Source organism: Mycobacterium farcinogenes, from assembly GCF_019739075.1.
In the GTDB taxonomy this organism is placed as follows: domain Bacteria; phylum Actinomycetota; class Actinomycetes; order Mycobacteriales; family Mycobacteriaceae; genus Mycobacterium; species Mycobacterium senegalense.
The window spans coordinates 1,188,450-1,207,202 of record NZ_CP081673.1 but is presented as its reverse complement, the minus strand read 5'-3'; the positions used below and the strand labels follow the sequence as shown (position 1 = coordinate 1,207,202).

Annotated in this window: 19 protein-coding genes; 10 read left to right on the top strand and 9 right to left on the bottom strand. The window is 66.1% G+C overall.

From position 1 onward, the window contains the following. Positions 1–2: 2 nt before the first annotated feature. The 7 genes from K6L26_RS05640 to K6L26_RS05610 form a co-directional block, all read right to left on the bottom strand. Entirely contained in the window at positions 3–1,103 is a 1,101-nt protein-coding gene (locus tag K6L26_RS05640) for a hypothetical protein (protein WP_221852851.1), read from the bottom strand. Positions 1,104–1,178: 75 nt separating this feature from the next. Beyond that, on the bottom strand, positions 1,179–2,336 hold the full coding sequence (locus K6L26_RS05635; protein ID WP_019346575.1) for a 17-hydroxy-3-oxo-4-pregnene-20-carboxyl-CoA lyase: 1,158 nt from the start codon (positions 2,334–2,336) through the stop codon (positions 1,179–1,181). After that, positions 2,336–2,743, bottom strand: a complete 408-nt coding sequence (locus K6L26_RS05630; protein ID WP_019346576.1) for a MaoC family dehydratase — start codon at positions 2,741–2,743, stop codon at positions 2,336–2,338. Before K6L26_RS05630 ends, K6L26_RS05635 begins: the two co-directional genes overlap by 1 nt. Then, a complete protein-coding gene (locus tag K6L26_RS05625; protein ID WP_019346577.1) occupies positions 2,740–3,705 on the bottom strand; it encodes a bifunctional MaoC family dehydratase N-terminal/OB-fold nucleic acid binding domain-containing protein in 966 nt (321 codons plus the stop codon). The genes K6L26_RS05630 and K6L26_RS05625 overlap by 4 nt, the downstream gene beginning before the upstream one ends. After that, positions 3,702–4,865, bottom strand: a complete 1,164-nt coding sequence (fadE29, locus tag K6L26_RS05620; protein WP_036391680.1) for an acyl-CoA dehydrogenase FadE29 — start codon at positions 4,863–4,865, stop codon at positions 3,702–3,704. The genes K6L26_RS05625 and fadE29 overlap by 4 nt, the downstream gene beginning before the upstream one ends. After that, positions 4,865–5,869: an acyl-CoA dehydrogenase family protein gene (locus tag K6L26_RS05615; RefSeq protein ID WP_047036191.1), complete on the bottom strand. Its 1,005-nt coding sequence runs from the start codon at positions 5,867–5,869 to the stop codon at positions 4,865–4,867. The genes fadE29 and K6L26_RS05615 overlap by 1 nt, the downstream gene beginning before the upstream one ends. A 35-nt stretch (positions 5,870–5,904) precedes the next feature. Next, positions 5,905–7,155 carry a cytochrome P450 gene (locus K6L26_RS05610; RefSeq protein WP_036391674.1) on the bottom strand — a complete coding sequence of 417 codons (1,251 nt, stop codon included), beginning with the start codon at positions 7,153–7,155 and terminating at the stop codon, positions 5,905–5,907. A 167-nt stretch (positions 7,156–7,322) separates the two neighbouring features. On the opposite strand from K6L26_RS05610, the gene K6L26_RS05605 reads away from it, so the two are divergent. The 5 genes from K6L26_RS05605 to K6L26_RS05585 all read left to right on the top strand — a co-directional run bounded on the left by K6L26_RS05605 (position 7,323) and on the right by K6L26_RS05585 (position 12,530). Continuing rightward, complete coding sequence (locus tag K6L26_RS05605; protein WP_019346957.1) at positions 7,323–8,474, top strand: steroid 3-ketoacyl-CoA thiolase; 1,152 nt, start codon at positions 7,323–7,325, stop codon at positions 8,472–8,474. Beyond that, entirely contained in the window at positions 8,474–8,848 is a 375-nt protein-coding gene (locus K6L26_RS05600; protein WP_019346958.1) for a DUF8021 domain-containing protein, read from the top strand. Before K6L26_RS05605 ends, K6L26_RS05600 begins: the two co-directional genes overlap by 1 nt. 9 nt (positions 8,849–8,857) lie before the next feature. After that, positions 8,858–9,337 (top strand): nitroreductase family deazaflavin-dependent oxidoreductase, encoded by a 480-nt coding sequence (locus K6L26_RS05595; protein WP_019346959.1) that lies wholly within the window; start codon positions 8,858–8,860, stop codon positions 9,335–9,337. Between the two features lie 199 nt (positions 9,338–9,536). Then, positions 9,537–10,949, top strand: a complete 1,413-nt coding sequence (locus tag K6L26_RS05590; protein ID WP_221852850.1) for a histidine phosphatase family protein — start codon at positions 9,537–9,539, stop codon at positions 10,947–10,949. Positions 10,950–11,183: 234 nt separating this feature from the next. Next, positions 11,184–12,530 (top strand): histidine phosphatase family protein, encoded by a 1,347-nt coding sequence (locus tag K6L26_RS05585; RefSeq protein WP_065062139.1) that lies wholly within the window; start codon positions 11,184–11,186, stop codon positions 12,528–12,530. A 91-nt stretch (positions 12,531–12,621) separates the two neighbouring features. Here the strand turns inward: K6L26_RS05585 and K6L26_RS05580 are convergent, their stop codons facing one another. After that, positions 12,622–13,527, bottom strand: coding sequence for an SDR family oxidoreductase (locus K6L26_RS05580; protein WP_019346962.1), 906 nt, complete (start codon positions 13,525–13,527; stop codon positions 12,622–12,624). A 21-nt stretch (positions 13,528–13,548) separates the two neighbouring features. Then, positions 13,549–14,331: an SDR family oxidoreductase gene (locus tag K6L26_RS05575; RefSeq protein WP_047036195.1), complete on the bottom strand. Its 783-nt coding sequence runs from the start codon at positions 14,329–14,331 to the stop codon at positions 13,549–13,551. 59 nt (positions 14,332–14,390) lie between these two features. On the opposite strand from K6L26_RS05575, the gene echA20 reads away from it, so the two are divergent. The 5 genes from echA20 to K6L26_RS05550 are packed head-to-tail and all read left to right on the top strand — an operon-like array spanning position 14,391 to position 18,550. Continuing rightward, a complete protein-coding gene (echA20, locus tag K6L26_RS05570; RefSeq protein ID WP_003883018.1) occupies positions 14,391–15,146 on the top strand; it encodes a (7aS)-7a-methyl-1,5-dioxo-2,3,5,6,7,7a-hexahydro-1H-indene-carboxyl-CoA hydrolase in 756 nt (251 codons plus the stop codon). Between the two features lies 1 nt (position 15,147). Next, positions 15,148–16,026 (top strand): cholesterol ring-cleaving hydrolase subunit IpdA, encoded by an 879-nt coding sequence (gene ipdA / locus K6L26_RS05565; RefSeq protein WP_047036199.1) that lies wholly within the window; start codon positions 15,148–15,150, stop codon positions 16,024–16,026. Further along, positions 16,023–16,772, top strand: a complete 750-nt coding sequence (gene ipdB, locus K6L26_RS05560; RefSeq protein WP_036391664.1) for a cholesterol ring-cleaving hydrolase subunit IpdB — start codon at positions 16,023–16,025, stop codon at positions 16,770–16,772. Before ipdA ends, ipdB begins: the two co-directional genes overlap by 4 nt. A 3-nt stretch (positions 16,773–16,775) precedes the next feature. Further along, a complete protein-coding gene (ipdC, locus tag K6L26_RS05555; RefSeq protein ID WP_064897634.1) occupies positions 16,776–17,846 on the top strand; it encodes a (3aS,4S,5R,7aS)-5-hydroxy-7a-methyl-1-oxo-octahydro-1H-indene-4-carboxyl-CoA dehydrogenase in 1,071 nt (356 codons plus the stop codon). A 26-nt stretch (positions 17,847–17,872) separates the two neighbouring features. Next, positions 17,873–18,550 carry a class I SAM-dependent methyltransferase gene (locus K6L26_RS05550; protein ID WP_221852849.1) on the top strand — a complete coding sequence of 226 codons (678 nt, stop codon included), beginning with the start codon at positions 17,873–17,875 and terminating at the stop codon, positions 18,548–18,550. Positions 18,551–18,753 lie beyond the last annotated feature (203 nt).

Here is an 18,753-nt window from a genome sequence, read left to right as displayed (position 1 = left end):
GATCACCAATCGTCATATTCGTCATCCCCGTCGCCGGTGTCGTGGTCGAGGGGAGCCGGGACGGCAAGTCCGGTGGCCGTCCCCCCGCCGCCACCGGCACGCTGGCCGCCGCCCATCATGCCCATGCCGCCACCCATGCCGCCGCCTGCCGCGTTAGCCGCAGCCACCGGCGCCACACCACCGAGCACCGCGGCGCTGACTCCCGGGTCGACCGCGACCGGTGCGGTATGACCGCCGACGAGTTTCGACAACAGCGGCGTCTGCGGACTGCCGCCACCCGAGCCACCGGGCAAACCAGCCGCCTTGACCAGACCTGCGCCGCCGCTCGGCCCCGATCCGCCGGCAAGCGGGTGATTGGAGAACGCCGAGAACGGGCTGGGCCCCCCGCCGGTGCCCTTGCCGCCCGAGCCCAACATCTGGGTCAGCTGCTGTAAAGGCTGCGTGAGCTGCTGCAGGGGCTGGGAGAGCTGCTGGGGGATCTGGCTGGCCATCTGCGGAATCTGGCCCAGCATCTGGGGCAACTGGCTGATCAGCTGCATCATCGAATCGGCGCCCTTCTGGGCGGCCTGCTGGGCCTGCGCCGTCGGCGGGGTGCCGAACTGGGGAAGGTTGGCGACCGTGCCGAGACTGTCGGCCATTTCGACCGAAGCAGCCGAGACCGTTGCGGTGTTCTGCGCCAAACCCGCCTTGATCCGGCTCTCGACCAGTGCCTGCATGTTGCCGAACGGCATCTTCTGCAGGGCTTCGACCTCGGCCTGCACTTCCTGTGCGGCCGCGTTCAGCGCGGTCTTGGTCTGCGCCACCGACGCCGCCATCTTCAACAACGCGGTGCCGATGGCCGTCGCCTGCGCGGCGTTGGCCTCGTGCCCGGCGATCATCGTGGTGGCCTCACCCGAGGCAGCCAGCGACGCGCCACCTTCCCACGAACCGGTCAGCCTCGACAGCTGATTCGTCTGCTGAGGGACGACGGAGCCGCTGATATTGGCCCCGACCTTGTTATAGGACGCCGCCGCCGCGGTCAGCTGGTCCTCGTCGATATTCGGCCAAGCCGGTCCCTGCAACGTCTGCGACCCGTACGGGCTGCTGTCGCGCGGCACTCCCATGCCACGGCCCCCTTCTACGCGTGATGCACATCCGGAGCAAACATTACCGTGCCAATAAGGGGTGGCGATGCACCTTTATCCGAGGATCAATCCGGAAGTCGGAACGCCGGTTCCCGCGGTGACCAGCACATGCTCGACGCCCTCGACCTGGTTCACCGAGGTACCCCGCAACTGCCGCACCCCCTCGGCGATGCCGTTCATGCCGTGGATGTAGGCCTCACCGAGCTGTCCGCCGTGGGTGTTGATCGGCAGCCGGCCTCCGAGTTCGATGGCGCCGCCGGCGATGAAGTCCTTGGCCTCGCCCTTGCCGCAGAACCCGAGCTCTTCGAGCTGGATCAGCGTGTAGGGCGTGAAGTGGTCGTAGAGGATCGCGGTCTGGATGTCGTCGGGCGACAGACCGCTCTGCTCCCAGAGCTGACGGCCGACCAGGCCCATCTCGGGCAGCCCGAGCTCGTCGCGGTAGTACGAATACATGGTGAACTGGTCGGTGCCCGCGCCCTGGGCGGCGGCCTCGATGACCGCCGGACGGTGCTTGAGATCCTTGGCCCGTTCGGGCGTGGTGACGACGATGGCCACGCCACCGTCGCTCTCCTGGCAGCAGTCCAAAAGGCGCAGCGGTTCGGCGATCCACCGGGAGTTCTGGTGATCCTCGATGGTGATCGGCTTGCCGTAGAAGAACGCCTTCGGGTTGGTCGCGGCGTGCTTTCGGTCGGCCACGGACACGGCACCGAAATCGGCACTGGTGGCGCCGTATTCGTGCATGTAGCGCTGGGCGATCATGGCCACCGAAGCGGCCGGGGTGCTCAGGCCGTGTGGGTAGGACCAGCTGTACTCGACGCCCCGTGAGTCGGCGTTGACGGTCAGGCCCGTCATCACCTGGCCGAACCGGAACTCCGAGCGCTCATTGAACGCCCGGTATGCCACAACGACTTCCGCGACGCCGGTCGCGACGGCAAGGGCCGCCTGCTGGACGGTCGCCGCCGCGGCGCCACCGCCGTAGCCGATCTGGCTGAAGAACTTCAGGTCCCCGATGCCGGTGGAGCGGGCCACGGCGGTCTCCAGGTTGGAGTCCATCGTGAACGTCACCAAGCCGTCGACGTCGGAGGGCTTCAGCCCGGCGTCGTCGAGCGCGTCGAGCACGGCTTCGGCCGCGAGCCGCAGCTCACTACGGCCCGAGTTCTTGGAGAAGTCGGTGGCGCCGATACCGGCGATGGCTGCCTTGCCGGAGAGCATCAGTTGTCCCCCAAAGTCAGTGTGGACGTGGCGATGACGTGGTTGCCAAGGCTGTTGCTGCCCACCACTTTCAGGGTCACCAGGTCACCCTCGACCTCGGTGACCTCACCGGTGAAGGTGATGGTGTCGTAGGCGTACCAGGGCACACCGAGGCGCAGCTTGATCGACTTGATGATCGCGTTCGGCCCGGCCCAGTCGGTCACGTACCGTCCGACCAGGCCCGTGTCGGTGAGGATGTTGACGAAGATGTCCTTGGAACCCTTGGCCTGCGCCTTGTCCCGGTCGTGGTGGACGTCCTGGTAATCCCGGGTGGCGATCGCGGTGGAGACGATGAACGTCGGGTCACCGTAGATCTTGAGTTCGGGCAGTGTGGTGCCGACGCGAACGTCGGAGACAGTCAGGCTCATGCTTGCGGCTCCCATGCGTACAACGTCCAGGCCGGGCTGACCTCACTGTCCGGAAAGTCGATATAGGTTGCGGTGACGGGCATTCCGATCTTCACCTGATCGGCGGCGATCCCGCGCAACTCACCCAGCATGCGGACGCCCTCTTCGAGTTCGACGAGTGCGATGACGAACGGCAGGCTGCGTCCGGGCACCTTGGGTGCGTGGTGCACGACGTAGCTGAACACCGTGCCCTTGCCCGTCGACACCACGTAGTCGACCGGAGCCTCTTTGTCCTGCCAGACGGCGGGCACCGGCGGGTGCTGCAGCGAGCCGTCGGGTCGCTTCTGGATACGCAGTTCGTGGGCATTGACACCGTCCCAGAAGAACTGGGTGTCCCGTGACGACGCCGGCCGCATCAACTTGTCGGGGTCCAGATCGGCCGGGATCGAACCGGTTTCGGCCGCGTCCTGCCCCTGCTTGTTGGCCGGCTGGAACTTCATGATCCGCCAGTCCATGTCGGCGACTTCCTCGTCGCCGACATGCCAGCGGATCTTCTGATTGATGAAGTAGCCCTCGCCCAGCGCGGTCTGCTTCGGGCCCACCACGTCGGTGACCTCGGCGCTGATGCTGACCTGCTCGCCGGGCTGCAGATACCGGTGGTAGGTCTGATCGCAGTTGGTGGCGACCACGCCGACGTACCCGGCGTCGTCGAACAACTTCATGATCCGGGCCAGCGGATCGTCGTCCGAGCGGCTACGGCCCAGGCCCATCATGGTCCAGACCTGGATCATCGCCGGCGGGGCCACGATGCCGGGATGCCCGGCGGCCTTGGCCGCTTCCTCATCGACGTAGATCGGGTTCTTGTCACCGATGGCGTCGACCCAGTGGTGAATCATGGGCTGGTTCACCGGATCCCGGCTCAGCGTCGGCTTGCTGCGCCCGGTCGCGACGATCTCGTCGATACCTGCCTGCAGATCGCTCATCGCGGCACCCTCGGCACCCGCAGGCCCGATGCCGCGATCATCTCGCGCATCACCTCGTTGACACCGCCACCGAAGGTGATGACCAGGTTGCGCTTGGCCATCTTGTCCAGCCAGATCAGCAGCTCGGCGGTCTCGGGATCAGCCGGGTTGCCGTACTTGCCGACGATCTCCTCGGCCAGGCGACTGACTTCCTGGATGCGTTCGGTGGAGAACACCTTGGTGGCCGCCGCGTCGGCAACGGCGATGGTCTCGCCGGATGCCGCCACCTGCCAGTTGAGCAGCTCGTTGATCCGCCAGATCGACTTGATCTGCCCCAGCAGGCGTTTCACGTCGTCCTGCTCGATCGGCGTGACGCCGTCGGACCCCGGCTTGGATGCCCAGGCGTGCACCTGGTCGTAGATGCCGGCGACGCGACCGGCCGGTCCCAGACCCACGCGCTCGTGGTTGAGCTGGGTGGTGATGAGCTTCCAGCCGCCGTTCTCCTCACCGACGAGCATGTCGGCGGGCACGTGCACGTCGTTGTAGTACGACGCGTTGGTGTGGTGGGCGCCGTCGGACAGGATGATCGGCGTCCACGAGTAGCCGGGATCCTTGGTGTCGACGATCAGGATCGAGATGCCCTTGTGCTTGGCCGCGGTCGGGTCGGTGCGGCACGCCAGCCAGATGTAGTCGGCGTCGTGCGCGCCGGTGGTCCACATCTTCTGGCCGTTGACGATGTACTCGTCACCGTGCCGGACGGCCGTCGTACGCAGCGAGGCGAGGTCGGTGCCGGCGTCGGGCTCGGAGTATCCGATGGCGAAATGCACGTCGCCGGAGAGGATTCCGGGTAGGAACTTCTTCTTCTGCGCCTCGGTGCCCAGTGCCTGCAGGGTCGGGCCGACGGTCTGCAGCGTGACCATCGGCAGCGGGATGTCGGCACGGTTGGCCTCGTTGATGAAGATCTGCTGCTCGACAGGGCCGAAGCCCAGGCCGCCGTACTCCTTCGGCCAGCCCACACCGAGCTTGCCGTCGCTGCCCATGCGCTTGATCACCGCACGGTAGGCCTCGTTGTGCCGGTCTGACTCCATCGCCGCGGCCTCTTCCGGCGTGATGAGAGTCGAGAAGTATTCCCGCAGTTCGGCTTGCAGCGCCCGCTGCTCGGGCGTCAGGTCGATGAACATTACGCTCCCACCAAATCGAGGCGATGCGACGGACCACCCAAGAGCCGGGTCAGATCCTTGATCGAGGAGTAGTAGCGGTCCATCGGGTAGGTGATGTCCATACCCATACCGCCGTGCAGGTGATGGCAGAGCCGCATGGCCGGCGCGGCCTGCGAGGTGAGCCAGTAGCCCAGGATGTTCAGGTCCTCGTCGGCGTCAAGCCCCTCGGACAGCCGCCACAGCGCCGAGGTGGACAGCAGATCGATTGTCCGCGAGGCGATGTAGACCTCCGACAACTGTGCCGCCACGGTCTGGAACGTCGACAGCGGCCGGCCGAACTGCTCACGGGTGGCCACGTAGTCGGCGGTCAGCCGCAGTGCGCCGGCCACCAACCCGGCGGCGAACGCCCCGGTGACAGCCAGCGCCAGCTGGTTGACCCGCTGCGCGCTCGCGCCGTCGAGCACGTCTGCGGCGTCGACCGCGACGTCGGCGAACGTCACCACGTACTCGTCGGAACCGTTGGAGGTCGGGGTCTTGGTGACCGTCACGCCATCAGCCGCCGGGGAGACCACCACGACCGCGTTGTCGGCGGTGACCACCAGCCACTTGGCCGTCTCGGCATAGGGCACACCGATCTTGGTGCCGTTGAGCTTGCCGTCGGCGAAGTTCACCGCAGGCCGCTCCGGCAGCGACTGCCCGGGCTCATTGAGCGCCGCCGAGAGCACCGCGCCCGTCGCGACACCGGCGAGGTACCGGTCCTGCTGGGCGTCGGACGCCAGGTCGAGCAGCGTCACCAGGCCGAGGCCCACGGTGGCCAGCGCCGGCCCGGTGGTGCCGTGCCTGCCGATCTCGGTCAACGCGGTGGACAGCTCGGGCAGGCCGAGGCCGTCACCGCCGAGTCGTTCCGGCACTCCCAGCGCCGCGACTCCACCGGAAACCAGTGCATCCCAGGTGTTGTCGCGTTCCAGAACAGAGGTCACCACATCGGCGACGGCCTGCTGTTCCGGGTTCGGTGTGAAATCCACCCGAATCCTCCTTGATCCGTTAGACGGTCAGTAGCTCAGTGAGCGACCGGGCACGCGCCCGTGTAATCGACCGGCCAATGCTTAATACCATTGAGCCAGCCGGACTTCAGCCGTTCGGGGTCACCGATCGGCTTGAGGTCGGGCATGTGGTCGGCGACGGCGTTGAAGATCAGGTTGATCGTCAGGCGGGCCAGGTTGGCGCCGATGCAGTAGTGCGCCCCGGTGCCGCCGAAGCCGACGTGCGGGTTGGGGTCGCGGAGGATGTTGAAGGTGAACGGGTCTTCGAACACCGTCTCGTCGAAGTTGGCCGAGCGGTAGGACATCACCACGCGCTCGCCGGCCTTGATCTTGACGCCGGAGATCTCGGTGTCCTGGCTGGCGGTGCGCTGGAAGGCCGACACCGGGGTGGCCCAGCGGATGATCTCGTCGACCGCGGTCTTGGGGCGCTCCTTCTTGAACAGCTCCCACTGCTCGGGGTGCTGCGAGAACGCGATCATGCCGTGCGTGATCGAGTTGCGGCTGGTCTCGTTACCGGCGACGGCCAGCATGATCACGAAGAAGCCGAACTCGTCGTCGCTGAGCTTCTCGCCGTCGATGTCGGCCTGGATCAGCTTGGTGACGATGTCGTCGGTCGGGTTCTTGCCGCGCTCTTCGGCCATCTTCATGGCGTAGGAGATCAGCTCGAACGAGGACATGGCCGGGTCGACGTCGGCGTACTCGGGGTCGTCACCGGCGGTCATCTCGTTGGACCAGCGGAACAGCTTGTCGCGGTCGTCCTGGGGCACACCGAGCAGTTCGGCGATGGCCTGCAGCGGCAGTTCGCAGGACACCTGCTCGACGAAGTCACCGGTGCTCGACGCGGCAGCGTTCTTGGCGATCTGCTGTGCGCGCGAGTTCAATTCGTCCTCGAGCCGCGAGAGCGCGCGGGGGGTGAAGCCACGGGAGATGATCTTGCGCAGCCGGGTGTGGTGCGGGGCGTCCATGTTGAGCAGGACCGCGCGCTGCAGGTCGACGGCTTCGCGGGTCATCTCCTGCGGCCAGACCGGGATCGCGCCGTTCATCGAACTGGAGAACACGTCGCTGCGCAGCGAGACGTCCTTGACGTCCTCGTGGCGGGTGACGAGCCAGTACCCCTTGTCGCCGAAGCCTCCGGTGCCGCCGGGGACGTCGACCCAGCGAACCGGCTCGGCCGCACGAAGCTCGGCGAGCTCCTTGACCGGCAGACCCTTGAGGTTCAGGTCGGAATCGAGGAAGTCGAAATCCTTGGGGATGTTGGGGCAGCCCATGTGTCTAACTCCTAGTGTCTGTAGCAAGCCGTGCGCGTAGCCAGCAATGCTTGAAACAACGTGGTCTAGTACCAATTGAGACCATTGAAACACGGCTTGACCGCAGATCAAAGGCAGTGATACATCCGTGCTTGTCAGAGATATGAAACGTGTTCTAGCCTGACTTCATGGGTAACCCTGTCATCGTCGAAGCCACCCGCAGCCCCATCGGCAAGCGCAACGGCTGGTTGTCCGGCCTGCACGCCACCGAGCTTCTCGGAGCCGTCCAGAAGGCCCTCATCGAGAAGGCCGGAATCGACCCCGGCAGCGTCGAGCAGGTCATCGGTGGCTGCGTCACGCAGTACGGCGAACAGGCGAACAACGTCACCCGCCAGTCCTGGCTCATCGCCGGTCTTCCCGAGCACGTCGGCGCCACCAGCATCGACTGCCAGTGCGGCAGCGCCCAGCAGGCCAACCACCTGGTGGCCGGCCTGATCGCCACCGGCGCGATCGACATCGGCATCGCCTGCGGAATCGAGGCGATGAGCCGAGTCGGCCTCGGCGCCAACGGCGGCGGGGCCCGCGCCGCGTCGTGGGACATCGATCTGCCCAACCAGTTCGAGGCCGCCGAGCGCATCGCCAAGCGCCGCGGCATCACCCGCGCCGATGTGGACGCGCTCGGTCTGGCCTCCCAGAACCGGGCCAAGCAGGCCTGGGCCGAGGGGCGCTTCGACCGGGAGATCTCGCCGATCGAGGCCCCGGTCATCGACGAGAACAAGCAGCCGACCGCCGAATGGAACACCGTCAGCCGCGATCAGGGCCTGCGCGACACGACCGCCGAGGGCCTGGCATCGCTGAAGCCGGTGATGGAGGGCGGGATCCACACCGCCGGTACGTCGTCGCAGATCTCCGACGGCGCGGCCGCGGTGCTCTGGATGGACGAGGACAAGGCGAAGGCGCTGGGCCTCAAGCCGCGTGCGCGGATCATCGCGCAGGCCAACGTCGGCGCCGAGACCTACTACCACCTCGACGGCCCGGTGCAGTCCACCGCCAAGGTGCTGGAGAAGGCCGGCATGAAGCTCGGTGACATCGACCTGGTCGAGATCAACGAGGCCTTCGCGTCGGTGGTGCTGTCCTGGGCCCAGGTGCACGGCGCCGACATGGACAAGGTCAACGTCAACGGTGGCGCCATCGCCCTGGGCCACCCGGTCGGCTCGACCGGATCCCGGCTGATCACCACCGCTCTGCACGAGCTGGAGCGCACCGACCGCAGCACGGCGCTGATCACCATGTGTGCCGGCGGCGCGCTGTCCACCGGCACCATCATCGAGCGGATCTGATGGCGTTCAGTGAAGCCGAGCGCATCGCGGCCGCACAGGCCTACATCGATGCGCTCGTCACCCATCAAGCAGATGGGGTGCCGTTCGATCCGGGTTGCATCCGCATCGAGATGGGGCTGAAGACCGGACGTTCCGGTGATCACCTGCGCCGCAGCCTGAATCGCGGACCGCAGTTCAAGTTGATCGAGAAGACGACGACGCCGGAGTTCTCCGTCGACGGCGACAACATCCGCGCCAAGTTCGACGTGCTCACCAAGCCGCGCCTGTTCGGGTGGCGGGTGTGCTCACACGTCGACGAGACGTTCCTGATCCCGGCATCGGACGGCAAGATCCATCACATCCGTGCCTCCCTCGCCCCGTTCATCAGCCGCTAAGGTCCCCGCATGGCCAACACCCCACGCCCGCTGAGCCCCAAACAGGTCGAACGCCTCAACGCGAAATCGACCGGCACCGCCATCAAATGGATGTCGCGCGCCCAGACCTGGATCTTCAAGAAGTCCGGCGGGCGCATCGGCGACAAGTTCCTGCGCGGTGCCGAAGTGGGCATCTTGACCACCATCGGCCGCAAATCGGGAGAGGAACGAGACAGCCCGCTGCTGTTCCTGCAGGAAGGCAAGCGCATCGTGTTGGTCGCTTCGCAGGGCGGTCGGGCCACCAACCCGATGTGGTACCTGAACCTGGTGGCCAACCCGCGGGTGAAGTTCCAAACCAAGCGCGAGACCCTGGACCTGGTCGCGCGTGATGCCACCGACGCCGAGCGCGACGAATACTGGCCCAAGCTGGACGCGATGTACGCCGACTTCGCGAACTACCGTTCCTACACCGACCGCAAGATCCCGATCGTGATCTGCGACCCGGCCTGACCTGACGCTTTGCCGAACGCCCCCGACCATGAGGTCGGGGGCGTCTTGCGTTGCCAGGTGTCCAGGAGCTGGCCAATTACGCAACTCTCGGTAGCTGAATTGACGGGTGAACAGTTCTTTGATTATGTTCTGTGAGCCCGCACACAGTGAACGCCAAGTGAGCGGCAGCCCACATCCTCGTGAACCCGATGGAGACCCTATGCAACGACCCACCCGCCGCCGGGCTGCCGGTGCTGCCGCGACAACGCTCACCGCGTGTTCCCTCTTCGCAGCCGCAACCCTGCCCGCCTCCGCGCTGACCGTGACGTTCATCAGGCACGCCGAATCGCAGGCCAATGCCTCGGGGTACATCGACACCAGCACGCCCGGGCCCCACCTGACCAATGACGAGGTGGACCAGACCGGCGGACTGACCGGCGAGCAGCAGGCGCAGAACTTCGCCGACGCGCTGTGTGCGACCTCCTGCACCGGAACGGCTGCGCCGTTCGACGCGCTCTACGCCTCGACCATGATCCGCACCCAAGAGACCGCGAAGCCGCTGGCCGACAAGACCGGTCTGCCGGTCACGGTCCTGGGCTCCTACGACCCGACCCGACCGCAGCGGAACTCCGGTGTGCAGGAAATCAGTGCCGGCATCTTCGAGGGCCTGTCCGAGAAGGAAGGTATCGGCCGTATCGGCTACATCCTCGCCCCGTTGGCGTGGTCGATGGGCTTGCAGTTCGTCCCGATCCCCGGCGGCGAATCCGGCCTGGAGTTCAACGAGCGCGTGACGAACGCCCTGGAGGACGTCGAGTCGGGCACCACCGACACCAACGGTGACGGCGAGATCGACGCCGCGGTGTTCTCTCACGGCGCCACCATCATGATGTGGACGTTGATGAACGTCGACAATCCGAGCTTGACGCTGCTGGCGAACACGCTGGACAACACCGACACCGTGGTGGTCACGAAGAACGACGACGGCAGTTGGCATCTGGTGAGCTGGAACGGCCAGGAGGTCGGCGATGCCGACTACCCGACGCAGATGTTCGTCAACGTGCGTGACCTGATCGTCGCCCCGCAGAAGGCGATCTACAACATGCGCATACCGGTCCTTTCCCTGGATCCCGAAGCCATCGTGACCACCGGCGCGCGAGGCGTGGAGGACGTCGCCCAGGCCGGCGTGAAATTCGTGAGGGACTCGATCACCGACACCGTCAACGCGATCACCGGAATTCCGGGCTCGCTGGGCCAGTCGACCTCCCAGGTGTCCAAGCTGAGCATCCAGAACACCACTGCTGACAACGCTGTCACCGAGGAAGCCACGTCGACAGACTCGACGGTGCAGAAGACGGCCGAGCCGGTGCAGACCGAGGTAAAGGCTATCCGCACCGCCACCACCACGCCGGCCGCCGGCGACAAGGCAGAACCGGGCAAGGCCGTCTCCGCGGTGCGCGACCGGGTTCGCCAGGCCGCCGACGACGTGCGCAGCGGTGTCGAATCCTCGGTGAGACAGGCTCGCGACTCCGCCAAGAAGCTCACAGGAGCGGACAAGGCCGCAAAGACCGGCAAGGACAACAGCGTCGGCAAGGCCAAGCCCAAGACGAAGGCCAAGAACAAAGACGCCGCGTGAAATAACCGTCAGCTCAACGTAATACAGACGGCCAGCCCCCTCCTCGCCCGAGGAGGGGGCTGAACCGCGTCCGCGGCAGAGCGTTAGCGGGTCAAACGAGACTGTCAAATATCGTCCCGCACAACGAGATAACGGCTCACTCTGACAGCAGACGGTCAGACAATTCATCTGGCCGCCAGCGAACCTTCACCGGCAGGTCACGCGAAATCCGTACAGCCACAATGGAGGAACCACATGAACCGTCGCAGAGGTGACGCGTCGGCGTCACGATATCGAAGTCTACTGGGGGGTGTCGCCATCGCGTTCCTCGCGTTCTTCCTGGCGATCCCCGTAGCCAATGCCGCCGAGAACATGCGGATCACATTCGTCCGGCACGGCGAGTCAGAAGGCAACGCCTCCGGATTGATCGACACCAAGACACCCGGACCGGTGCTCACCCAAAAAGGTCAGCAGCAGGCCCAGGCGGTCGTCGGCAAGCTCGGAGACAACAACTACGACGCCATCTACGCCTCTCAGATGGTGCGCACCCAACTGACGGCCGCACCGATGTCGCAGTACCTCGGCCTGCCGATCCAGGTCCTGCCCGGTCTGCAGGAGATCGAAGCCGGCGCCTTCGAGGGCACGCCGGAAAGCGAAGCCGCCAACGGATACGGCAGGATCATCGGCGCGTGGGCCATCGCCGGCCAGCGTGACTTGGCGATGCCGGGTACCACCTTGACCGGAGACGGCTTCGACGCTCGGGTCGACGGCGCGATCAAGCAGATGTACGACAAGGGCGATCGCAATGCCATCGTCTTCTCGCACGGAGGCACCATCATGGTTTGGACGATGATGAACGCCAAGAACCTCACCATGGCGGACAAGGTCGACCTGCTCAGCCACTACGCGCTCGGCAACACCGACTACGTCGTCGTCGAAGGCAATCCCGAGGATGGCTGGGTCGTGACGGACTGGAACGGGAAGAGGTTCTCCCCCGAGCCCACCTTCGAGCACGAGCTGAACATGCAGCTGCGTACCCTGAGCCGTCAGCTGACTGCCGCCGGAGATCAGGTCACGGCGGCCTTCAAGACCGGTGACTTCGCAACCATCGCGACGGCGATCAACCGCAGCGTGGCCGACGCGTCCTTCTCTGTCACCAAGTTCGCCCGGGCAGTCAACGCGGAGATCATCAAGCGCACTACCAAGGAGATCCCGGCGAGCACCGAGGATCTGCAGGACAAGGTGTCCACCGAGGTCCAGAACGTCAGCACCTCGCTGGACACGGCCAAGGACAGCGTCGTGCAGAAAGCCGCTCCTGTAGCGATCGCCGACAACGATGCGAAGCCCAAGCTCAAGGCCGCCGTCGACAGCATCGTCAAGCCCCGCGGTGCGACCGACCTGTCCGACGGCAACAAGGCGCTGCCGGGTGTCGCGAAGTCGCTGCACCAGGCCGGCGAGCGGGCTCAGACGGCCGTCAAGGACGCGCAGGACCGGGTGTCGTCGTCGATCAAGAAGTTCGGCGACGCGGTCAAGAAGGCGACCGGCCAGCAGAGCAAGGCTGCCGACGACAACGACGGTGCCGCCAAGAAGGACGCCGCCTGACAAGAGGCATAAAGAAAATCGAGTGTGCGCTCAGATCGAGAATCAGGTGGATTTCACGATCTGAGCGCACACTCGGCAGAACAAGAGGAAATCAGGCGCCGTAAACCGGCACCGCGGGGCGGGCTTGGGCCAGCAGGTCCTTGACCACCGGGCCCAGCTCAGCCGGATCCCACTTGGCGCCCTTGTCGATCTGAGGTCCGTGCGCCCAGCCCTCGGCGATGCGGATCTTGCCGCCCTCGATCTCGAACATCTTGCCGGTCACGTCTTTTGACTCGGCGCTGCCCAGCCACACCACCAGCGGGGAGATGTTCTCGGCGGCCATGGCGTCGAAGGCCTGGTCCTGGGTCGCCATCATCTCGGCGAAGACGGTCTCGGTCATCCGGGTGCGCGCCGAGGGCGCGATGGCGTTGGCGGTGACGCCGTAGCGTCCCATCTCGGCCGCGGCCACCAGCGTCAGCGCGGCGATGCCGGCCTTGGAGGCGCTGTAGGTGGCCTGCCCGACGCTGCCCTGCAGACCGGCACCGGAACTGGTGTTGATGATGCGCGCGTCAACGGTTTCGCCGGCCTTGGACTTGGCCCGCCAGTAGGCGGCGGCGTGCTTCATGGTGGCGAAGTGCCCCTTGAGATGCACGGCGGTGACCGCGTCGAACTCTTCTTCGGTGGCGTTGGCGAACATCCGGTCACGAACGATGCCGGCGTTGTTGACGAGAACGTCGAGGGTGCCGAAGGCATCGACGGCGTTCTGGATCAGCGCCTCGGCCTGCGCCCAGTCGGCGACGTTGGAGCCGTTGGCAACAGCTTCGCCTCCGGCGGCGACGATCTCGTCGACCACGTTCTGCGCGGCGCTGCCGCCGCCCGCCGGCGAACCGTCCAGGCCGACTCCGATGTCGTTGACCACGACGCGGGCACCTTCGGCAGCGAACGCGAGCGCGTGCTCACGCCCGATACCGCCACCGGCACCCGTCACGATGACCACGCGGCCGTCGAGCAATCCCATTGTGCTGTCTCCTTTTCCGAGTTACTTGATGTCGGCCGTCGTGGTGGACAGGTAGTGCGGCGGCTCCCCGCCACCGTGCACCTCCAACGACGCACCGCTGATATAAGAGGCGGCCGAAGACGACAAAAACGCTGTGGCCCAACCGATATCGGCGGGCTTGGCCAACCGCCCCAGCGGCACGTTGCGCGAGATGGCCGCGATGGAATCGGCGTCGCCGTAGAACAGTTCGGACTGCTCGGTCTCGACCATGCCGACCACCACCGAGTTAACCCGGACCTTCGGCGCCCACTCGACGGCCAGCGTCGAGGTGAGGTTGTCGATGCCGGCCTTCGCCGCTCCGTACGCCGCCGTCCCCGGCGTGGGCCGGTGACCGCTGACGCTGGAGATGTTGACGATCGAGCCGCCCGAGTCCTGGCCCTGCATGACCGCATTGGCGTGCGTGGACACCGACAGCGCACCGATCAGGTTGAGCTCGATGATCTTGGTGCTGAACTTCGCCGACGCGTCAGCAGCGAGCACGTACGGCGAGCCGCCGGCGTTGTTGACGACCACATCCAAACGACCGTGCTTCTCGACGACCGCATCGATGAGCGACTTCACCGATTCGTCATCCCGGATGTCGCAGCTGTGGAATTCGTAGGGCAGCCCCTCGACCGGGCGGCGTGCGCAGGTCACCACGGTGGCGCCCTGACCGGCAAAAACCGCGCTGATACCAGCGCCAACCCCTCGTACTCCACCGGTCACCAGGACCACCTTGCCGGTCAAACCCAAACTGATGGCGCCGACTTCTGGCGTAACTGTCACTGTGCTAGCGTACCAAGCAAGTGCTTGCTTAGGTAGCGACCCCTTCAGGAAGTGGATTGATGACGATCACCACCAAGACAGTCGAACCGGGCATCGTCTCGGTCACCGTCAACTACCCGCCCGTCAACGCCATCCCGTCGGCCGGCTGGTTCGAACTCGGCGATGCCATCACCGCGGCGGGCCGCGACCGCAGCACCCACGTGGTGATCCTGCGGGCCGAGGGCCGTGGCTTCAACGCCGGTGTGGACATCAAGGAAATGCAGAACACCGAGGGCTTCACCGCGCTCATCGACGCCAACCGTGGCTGCTACCACGCGTTCAAGGCCGTCTACGAATGCGAGGTCCCCGTCGTCGCCGCCGTCAACGGCTTCTGCGTCGGTGGCGGCATCGGCCTGGTCGGCAACGCCGACGTGATCGTGGCCTCCGATGACGCCAAGTTCGGTCTGCCCGAGGTGGAACGCGGCGCGCTCGGTGCCGCCACCCACCTGTCCCGGTTGGTTCCCCAGCACCTGATGCGCCGGCTGTTCTTCACCGCCGCAACCGTTCCCGCCGAGACGCTGCACCACTTCGGTTCGGTGCACGAGGTGGTACCCCGCGAGGAGCTCGACGAGGCCGCGCTGCGCGTCGCCCGTGACATCGCGTCCAAGGACACCCGGGTGATCCGGGCGGCCAAGGAGGCGCTGAACTTCATCGACGTCCAGCCCGTCAACGCGCGGTACCGCATGGAGCAGGGCTTCACCTTCGAACTCAACCTGTCCGGTGTGTCCGACGAGCACCGCGACGCCTTCGCCGGAACTGACAAGGGGTCGAAATAACATGGCAGACAAGAGAACAACCCTCGACGAGGCCGTCGCCTCGATCGAGAGCGGCATGACCATCGGCATCGGTGGCTGGGGCTCGCGGCGCAAGCCGATGGCCTTCGTGCGCGCGCTGCTGCGCACCGACGTCAAGGACCTGACCGTGGTCACCTACGGCGGGCCCGACCTCGGCCTGCTGTGCTCGGCCGGCAAGGTCAAGCGCGTCTACTACGGCTTCGTGTCGCTGGACTCGCCGCCGTTCTACGACCCGTGGTTCGCCAAGGCCCGCACCAGCGGTGCCATCGAGGCCCGCGAGATGGACGAGGGCATGCTGCGCTGCGGCTTGCAGGCGGCCGCTCAGCGGCTGCCGTTCCTGCCGATCCGCGCCGGCCTGGGCAGCGACGTCCGCACGTTCTGGGGCGACGAGCTCAAGACCGTGAAGTCGCCCTATGAGACCGACGGCGCCTACGAGGAGCTGATCGCGATGCCCGCGCTGAACCTCGACGCGGCCTTCGTGCACATGAATCTCGGTGACGCCCAAGGCAATGCGGCTTACACCGGTATCGACCCGTACTTCGATGATCTGTTCCTGATGTCCGCTGCGCGCCGCTTCTTGTCGGTCGAGCGCGTGGTCTCCACCGAGGAACTGGTCAAGGCCGTTCCGACGCAGGCCCTGCTGATCAACCGGATGATGGTCGATTCGGTGGTCGAGGCGCCCAACGGCGCCCACTTCACCACCAACGAGCCCGACTACCGGCGCGACGAGAAGTTCCAGCGCCATTACGCAGAGGCCGCCGGTTCCGACGAGACCTGGGCCGAGTTCGTCAAGACGTACCTGTCCGGCAGCGAGGCCGACTACCAGGCCGCGGTCCGCAAGTTCAAGGAGGAGCAAGCATGATTGCCGTGACCCGCGCCGAGGTGTGCGCCGTCGCCTGCGCCGAGCTGTTCCGCGACGCCGGCGAGATCATGGCCAGCCCGATGACCACCGTCGTCCAGATCGGTGCGCGCCTGGCCCGGCTGACCTTCTCCCCCGACATCGTGCTGACCGACGGTGAGGCCCGGATTCTGGCCGATACCCCGGCGATCGGTGCCCCCTTCGCCATGGAGGGCTGGATGCCGTTCAACCGGGTCTTCGAGACCCTGGCCTGGGGCAAGCGCCATGTGGTGATGGGAGCCAACCAGATCGACCGCTACGGCAACCAGAACCTGTCGGCGTTCGGCCCGATCCAGCACCCGACCCGGCAGATGTTCGGTGTCCGCGGCGCACCGGGTAACACCATCAACCACACCACCAGCTACTTCGTGGGCAACCACTCCAAGCGGGTGTTCTGCGAGTCGGTGGACATCGTCTCCGGAATCGGCTGGGACAAGATCGATCCGGAGAACCCGGCCTACCGGTTCGCCAACATCTACCGCGTCGTGTCCAACCTGGGCGTGTTCGACTTCAACGGCCCCGACCACCAGATGCGGGCCGTGTCGCTGCATCCCGGCGTCGAAGCTCAGCAGGTCGCCGACAACACCTCGTTCGAGGTGCACGGCTTGGAAGAGGCCGAGACCACCCGGCTGGCCACCGACGAGGAACTCAAGCTGCTGCGCGAGGTCATCGATCCGAAGTCGTTGCGCGACAAAGAGGTCAAGGTTTAACGAATGGGCAAGCTCAAGACTCCGCTGACCGAACTGGTCGGCATCGAGCATCCCGTCGTGCAGACCGGAATGGGCTGGGTGGCCGGGGCACGACTGGTCGCCGCCACCTCCAATGCCGGCGGGCTCGGCATCCTGGCGTCAGCGACCATGACGCTCGAGGAGCTGCAGACCGCCGTCACCAAGGTCAAGGCCGCCACCGACAAACCCTTCGGCATCAACATGCGTGCCGACGCGGGCGACGCCGGTGCCCGCGTGGACCTCCTGATCCGCGAAGGAGTCAAAGTCGCCTCCTTCGCCCTAGCTCCCAAGCCCGAGCTGATCGCCAAGCTGAAAGATGCGGGCGTCGTGGTGATCCCGTCGGTCGGCGCGGCCAAGCACGCCAAGAAGGTGGCAGGCTGGGGTGCCGACGCGGTGATCGTGCAGGGCGGTGAGGGCGGCGGCCACACCGGTCCCGTCGCCACCACGCTGCTGCTGCCCTCGGTGCTCGACGCCGTCAAGGACACCGGCATGCCGGTGATCGCCGCCGGCGGCTTCTTCGACGGGCGTGGCCTGGCGGCCGCGCTGTCCTACGGTGCGGCCGGCGTGGCCATGGGCACCCGCTTCCTGCTGACCGCCGATTCCACCGTGCCCGACGCGGTCAAGGAGCGCTACCTGCAGGCAGCGCTGGACGGCACCGTGGTGTCCACCCGCGTCGACGGCATGCCGCACCGGGTGCTGCGCACCGGCCTGGTGGAAAAGCTGGAGAGCGGTTCGCGGGCACGCGGTTTCGCGGCCGCCGTCGGCAACGCCCAGAAGTTCAAGAAGCTCTCCGGGATGACCTGGCTGTCGATGGTCAAGGACGGCCTCGCGATGCGGCACGGCAAGGAGCTCACCTGGTCGCAGGTGGTGATGGCGGCCAACACCCCGATGCTGCTGAAAGCGGGTCTGGTGGAGGGTAATACCGACGCCGGTGTGCTGGCTTCCGGACAGGTGGCCGGCATCATCAGCGATCTGCCGTCGTGTGCGGAGCTGGTTCCGGCGATCGTCGACGAGGCCGTCGCGCACCTGCAATCCGCCACGAGCTACATCCAGTAGCTTCCCCTGCCGGGCACAGTGGATGTGTGAACATCCGCCTCGTCGAGCACCCACTGGTCAAGCGGGCCGTGCAGGGCCTGCACAACTTCAACAGCAGGCATCCGTGGAGTCACAACGACCATTTCCACGGTTGGATTCTGGGGAACCTGCCCGCACGCCGCGACACAGCCGTGGACATCGGGTGCGGGCAGGGCGATTTGGTGGCACGACTGGCGGCTCAGTTCGGGCATGTCCGGGGCACGGACGCCGACGCGGGCATGCGCGCCGAGGCGAGCCGGCGCTGCGCCGGCCTGGCCAACGTCACGATCGACGACAGTCAACTCGACCAACTCGACGGACCGGTCGATCTGATCACGATGGTGGCGGTTCTGCATCACCTCGACGTCGAACGAGCGCTCGTCGACGTCAAACGACTGCTGGCGCCCGGCGGGCGGTTCCTGGTGGTGGGACTGGCCGCGCCCGTCTCGATCCGCGACAACGCATGGGATCTGGCGTCGGCGGTGAGCAACCCGTTCATCGGCCTGATCAAGCATCCGCGACCCGTGTCAGGCGGTCCGGTGCCACCGCCGTTTCCGATTCGCGACCCGCAGCTGAGCTTCGATCAGCTGCATGCGCTCGTCCAGGACATCCTGCCGGGCGCCCAGATGCGCCGTCGGCTGGCGTTCCGGCACACCATCCGCTGGACGAAGCCCGGCCTTTTCTGACCGTTGACGATGTTTGCCGTCCAGACCGATACGGCCCGACGGCGATCCGGTTCTTCCCGTTGCTCGCCCGTCGCGAATGCCACCGGGATGTCGGCTGGCAATCGAAGGTCCACGGCCGCAGCACCCGACGGATGCATTGTTACCGGGGTGAAAAATCATGGGGCTACGGCCGGACATGCGCGGTGGGAACCCGGGGGTATCCA